Here is a 5,231-nt window from a genome sequence, read left to right on the forward strand (position 1 = left end):
CATCCCAACTTTTGGTTGGGATGCCTTTTACTAATATCGTAAAAAAGTTAGCTTATGCTAAACCGTTAACGAATTTCGTTAATTTCGATTTGTTGTTAGCTGCTTTGTTTTTGTGAATAATGTTTTTCTTAGCTAAACGATCTAACATAGAGATTACTTTAGGCAATAAATCTGATGCAGATTTTTTATCTTCTGCAGCACGTAATCTCTTGATGAAAGTACGAGTAGTTTTTGCCTGATATCTGTTACGTAAACGTTTTGTTGCGTTTGCTCTAATTCTTTTTAATGAAGATTTATGATTTGCCATTTCTATTTAGCCTTTTATTTTTCTTTAATCGTTTCCTATAATTCGGGTTGCAAATATAGAGTTTATGTTTTTAAATTACAAAAGAATTTAACTTTTTTATTCACTAAAATATCTACTCCTTTTACAGATGCAAAAATACATTTAATTTATTCATTAATAACACCTTTACGTAACACAATAAAAATTTAGTTCTATAGAGAAAACATGCGTAAAAATACTATTTTTGGGCAAAACGATTTTTGAGTGAAAAAACGAATAGCCATTTTTGCATCCGGTTCTGGTTCCAATGCCCAAAAGCTAATGGAACATTTTAAGCGAAGTAACGACACAGAAATTTCTTTGGTATTAACTAATAATGCCGATGCTTATGTACTTCAAAGAGCCGATAATTTTGAAATTCCAAGTCATATTTTCGACAAACATGAGTTTTATAAAACAGAGGAAGTTATCGATTTACTCAAAAATTTAGATATTGATTTTATTGTTCTGGCAGGCTTCCTTTGGCTGATTCCGCAAAACCTAATTGCGGCATACCCAGGTAGAATCATTAATATCCATCCCGCAATTTTACCAAAATTTGGAGGCAAAGGCATGTATGGTGATCATGTACACCATGCTGTTATGGCTGCCGGTGAAGCTGAAGGCGGGATAACCATTCATTATGTGGATGAAAACTACGACGAAGGAGAGTACATTTATCAGGCCCGATACAAAATTGATAAAGGGGATAATCTGGAGATGATCAAATTTAAAGGACAGCAGCTGGAACATTTGCATTATCCAAGAATTGTAGAAACTTTGGTAAAAAAAATAAAGAAGTAGGATTGCGCAACGTGAATTATAGAAATTCACTGAGTAATTCCTTGATTTCCAAAAGTGAAGAATCTTTGAAAATAAAAGCACTTGCACCTGCAGATAATAAAGTTCCCGGAAGTTCCTGTTTCTTATCATAGCAGGAAAAAATAACTACTTTCGAATCCTTGATTATAAAACGAATAAGTGCTTCTAATCTATCGGCACCCGTTAAATTCGCATTAAAGATAATCAACCTCATATCCTGAGCGGCTATCATATTGACTGCACAGTCTAGGTTCTCTGCTTCCAATACCGTCGCGTTTGGACACATCGACTCCAAAACTAATTTTACGCCATAGCGAAAAATTTCATGATCATCAACAACAAGTATTTTCATTATCCTATAGCTTAAGCACTGAATGTTTCGGGCGATAAATCAGGGAACAGCCATTGATTCATAGGCTGTTCCCTTAATACTTATTGTTTTGTAATTGTAAATTCTGTTCTTCTATTTAACTGATGATCAGCTACGCTACATTTAACACCATTTGAGCAGCCGTTAACCAACCTGCTCTCTCCATATCCCTTCGCGGTGATCCGGCTTTTATCAATGCCCTTATCAATAATATACTGAACTGCAGAATTTGCCCTGCGCTGTGATAACGATTGATTGTACTCATCGTTTCCACGACTGTCAGTATGCGATCCAAGCTCAATCCAGATTGTCGGGTTTTCCGTCATAATCTTTACGAGCTTATCAAGTTCAATTGCCGCATCCGGCCTGATGTTAGACTTATCGAAATCATAGTAAATATTCTCTAACCTGATGGCTTTACCGATTGAAATCTTCTCCAGGTATAAGTCTTTCTTCAACACTGTTGAGGTTGTTAAACCTTTGGTAGTTAAATTCTCTGGACTTGCTACGCGATATCCGGTTTTTTCTCCCTGAATGCTGTAATCCATGTTTGCATCTAAATCAAACTTAAAGCTACCATCGGCATTGGTGGCTACTTTAAGAGGATTGCCGTTTGAAGCTGTTAAACTAACAATTGCATTAGCAAGAGGTTCATTGCTTTGCTTATCAAATACCTTTCCTTCAAGTTTGAAAGCCAATATTAGTTTCTCTACAAAACTATAAATATCATCACTCCCCATCCCACCATCGCGGTTTGAAGAAAGATAACCCTCGTTTTTCGAATGCAGAGTAAAGGCAAAATCATCATCCGCAGAATTTAAGGGATAACCCATGTTTTGAACCCCATTATTTACCGCCTTGAAAATATCGAGGCCACCCATACCTGGAAAGCCATCACTACTAAAGTAAAGGTTACCCTCTGCATCAAACATTGGGGTTCGCTCATTGCCAGAACTATTATATTGACTTAGGTTTAGCGCATCAGACCAGGTACTGTCTGCATTTCTTGTGGATTTATAAATATCTGTTCCACCTTTTCCACCTGGCATGTTGGAAACAAAGTAAAGTGTATTCCCATTATCGGTCACCAGAGGATCACCTACAGAATAACTATCTACAGCATTGTATCTAAAAGCCACAGGCTTTTGCCATACTCCTAATACTTTTTTACTCGAATAGAGTTCAATATTTACAGTAGTTGGTGCTCCTTTTTTCCGTTGAATGCGGTTAGGAATTCTTGTTAACGTAAAGAAAACTTCATTTCCATCCGGAGTGAAACTAGCATTGCCGACGTGGTAATTGGTACCGGGATCAATTGGAAATAAACCAATAGTATCGTTACCGGTGCTTTTTTCATAGAAGCGGAGATAATCATTACCCGTCCAGCCATAAGTATTTCGGTCTGGTAATTTACTGCCATCAAATTTTAAAAAAGGACGGTTTTTGCTGGCCTTTGCTTCAGCCGAAACATTTGTTCGATCGGAGGTAAAAACTAAACCATTGCCATATTTAATCGCACCCCAGTCTGACTGCGGCGAATTTAAACTCTGTTCGTTTTTTAAGGTTACAAACTTTGGATTTTGCATCCATTTTATAGCGGAATCGCAAGAAGCTGACCAAAGCAGGCGTTGTGCTGCTGTGGTTTCTTTCTCCATATCAGCATATTTATTAAACTGAACTTTGGCTTCTGCATATTTCGCATTATGACGCAAAGCTTCTGCATATTTTAAAGTGGCGTCACTTTTCGCCCCTTCCATAGCAGTCAGAATAGCAAACCAGCTTTCGGCCTGTTTATAATCTCTGGTTAACCGATAACTTTCTGCAAGTCGCTCCACCGAATGAACTGTTTTTTTCTTTTGATAGGCGGCGGTATAAAGTTCAATCGCTTTCTGATAATTATACAAATCATACTGTGCATCGGCTTCCTTGATAACGTATTGCGCTTTTGCAAAGTGTCCTTGTGCGATCACGAGCACCAGGACCATATTTAATTTAATTATATACTTCATAACCTAAAAATATCTTGGTGTTAACATCCTCACTTTTTTCGGCTTAAAATAATAACCAATCGAAATTTCATGCGTACCACCACTATAGCCCTGAAGTTTACTTAAGCTATAATCAAATGCATATCCAATTCGTAATTGTGGATTCGCAAATAATTCTGTCATGGCCACTATCGAATTGTTTTTATCCAAATCCCTTTGCAAATAATTCTTATCGTAAAGCTTAACAGCTGTGCGGTAACTTCCGCCTAGCCAGATTCTTTCTGAAAGTAAAAAAAATGCATTTATGTCTAAACTGGTTGGACCGCCCCGATCATCTTTCAATAAAAACGAAGGCTTTAACTGAACATTTTGATTGATAGGCAACAACATCCCCGCTGTTAGATAGTAATGTGGCTTCGGTACAGGAAAATTAATGCTCATGTTGCCATTTTGCATCACATATTGTGCGATTAAATTATCTACAGAAAACCCTGCATAAAACCTGTTATTGGCATAAAAAACTCCTGCCCTTGCGTCGGGGGCAACATGTCGTTCTGTTCCTAATGGAATGCCTACGTCTCCGGCGTCTAATGGATCGAGCAGATCTCCATTTAAACCATTTTGGATAACACCGATCCCTAAACCAAAAGCCAACCTCGAACTGCCATCGGCATTTGTCCTGATCCGGTATGCATAATTTGCATAGGCTGATAAAGTGCTTTGTGCACCCAACTTATCAGACGCAACTTGCATCGCAAGACCAACATTCCCATCGTTTGCCGTAGCATCAACTGCTAAGCTCATCGAGGTTGGTGAACCGGTTATACCGGTCCACTGATTTCTATAAAAACTATGAATATTGGTCTGCTCTTTATATCCTGCATAAGCAGGGTTGATATAGATACCATTAAACATGTATTGACTAAACTGAGCATCCTGCTGACTTCGTGCAACTTGCGCAATCGTCAATGCCATGATTATCATTATTACCTTTTTCATCTTTGATCCTTTTCGAATTAATTCTTTTTAAGTAGCGTAATAAAACCTTTGTGTGCATGCCAGTTACCATTAGAATCTTTAATTTTCAAAAGGTAATAATAGGTACCTGCATTCAATCCTTCGCCCGTCCAGTTATTCTGGTACGCTCCATCACTATGAAATACTTCATTGCCCCATCTATTGAAAATAACCATACTATTCTCCGGATAAGCACTTAAGCCCTGTATGCGGAACGTATCGTTCTTACCATCCCCGTCTGGTGTAATTACATTTGGAATCTTGAATCCAAGAATTTCCTTTGTGGCAGTAGAGGTATTGTCAGCTGGATTGGTATCTTCTTCTTTACTGCTTACTGTTGCGGTATTTACGACTACACCTGCCTGATCAGTCTTCACATTTAAATTAAGAGATACACTCACTCCGGCAGCCAGTTGTCCGAGGTTCCAGCTTAAAGTTCTGGTTGCAGGATTGTAAACTACGGTACCATTATTACTTGTAGCAGATATGAAGACTAAGCCATTTGGAAGTACGTCTTCTACCATTACTTCTGTAGCAGGATTAGTGCTGTTGTTACGAACGGTTAGATCATAATTGAACTGTTCTCCAATTGATTTAACCACTAAAGGCGTTGATTTCACAATACTTAAATCAACAGTTACTGCTTTTGGAATTGGTGTAACCGTATCGGTGTTGTTACCCGGTGTTGGATCCGTTTCGTTTCCACTAA

General features: G+C 38.0%; 6 protein-coding genes. 1 reads left to right on the forward strand and 5 read right to left on the reverse strand.

Annotated elements, in window-relative coordinates:
* Positions 1-52: 52 nt before the first annotated feature.
* Complete coding sequence (rpsT, locus tag ON09_RS22355) at positions 53-307, reverse strand: 30S ribosomal protein S20 (protein WP_010603296.1); 255 nt, start codon at positions 305-307, stop codon at positions 53-55.
* A 243-nt stretch (positions 308-550) separates the two neighbouring features.
* Between rpsT and purN the strand changes: the two genes are divergently transcribed.
* Entirely contained in the window at positions 551-1,129 is a 579-nt protein-coding gene (gene purN / locus ON09_RS22360; RefSeq protein ID WP_010603297.1) for a phosphoribosylglycinamide formyltransferase, read from the forward strand.
* A gap of 16 nt (positions 1,130-1,145) precedes the next feature.
* Here purN and ON09_RS22365 read toward each other — a convergent pair whose 3' ends face one another.
* From ON09_RS22365 to ON09_RS22380, 4 genes are all read right to left on the reverse strand, one after another.
* Positions 1,146-1,499: a response regulator gene (locus tag ON09_RS22365; RefSeq protein ID WP_010603298.1), complete on the reverse strand. Its 354-nt coding sequence runs from the start codon at positions 1,497-1,499 to the stop codon at positions 1,146-1,148.
* A gap of 80 nt (positions 1,500-1,579) precedes the next feature.
* The gene (locus ON09_RS22370) at positions 1,580-3,526 is read right to left on the reverse strand and encodes an OmpA family protein (protein ID WP_010603299.1); all 1,947 of its coding nucleotides are present in this window, start codon (positions 3,524-3,526) and stop codon (positions 1,580-1,582) included.
* A gap of 3 nt (positions 3,527-3,529) precedes the next feature.
* A complete protein-coding gene (locus ON09_RS22375; RefSeq protein WP_010603300.1) occupies positions 3,530-4,504 on the reverse strand; it encodes a PorP/SprF family type IX secretion system membrane protein in 975 nt (324 codons plus the stop codon).
* A gap of 17 nt (positions 4,505-4,521) precedes the next feature.
* The coding region (locus ON09_RS22380; RefSeq protein ID WP_010603301.1) for a T9SS type B sorting domain-containing protein at positions 4,522-5,231 on the reverse strand (710 nt) is incomplete at its 5' end.

Source organism: Pedobacter agri PB92, assembly GCF_000258495.1.
GTDB lineage: Bacteria > Bacteroidota > Bacteroidia > Sphingobacteriales > Sphingobacteriaceae > Pedobacter > Pedobacter agri.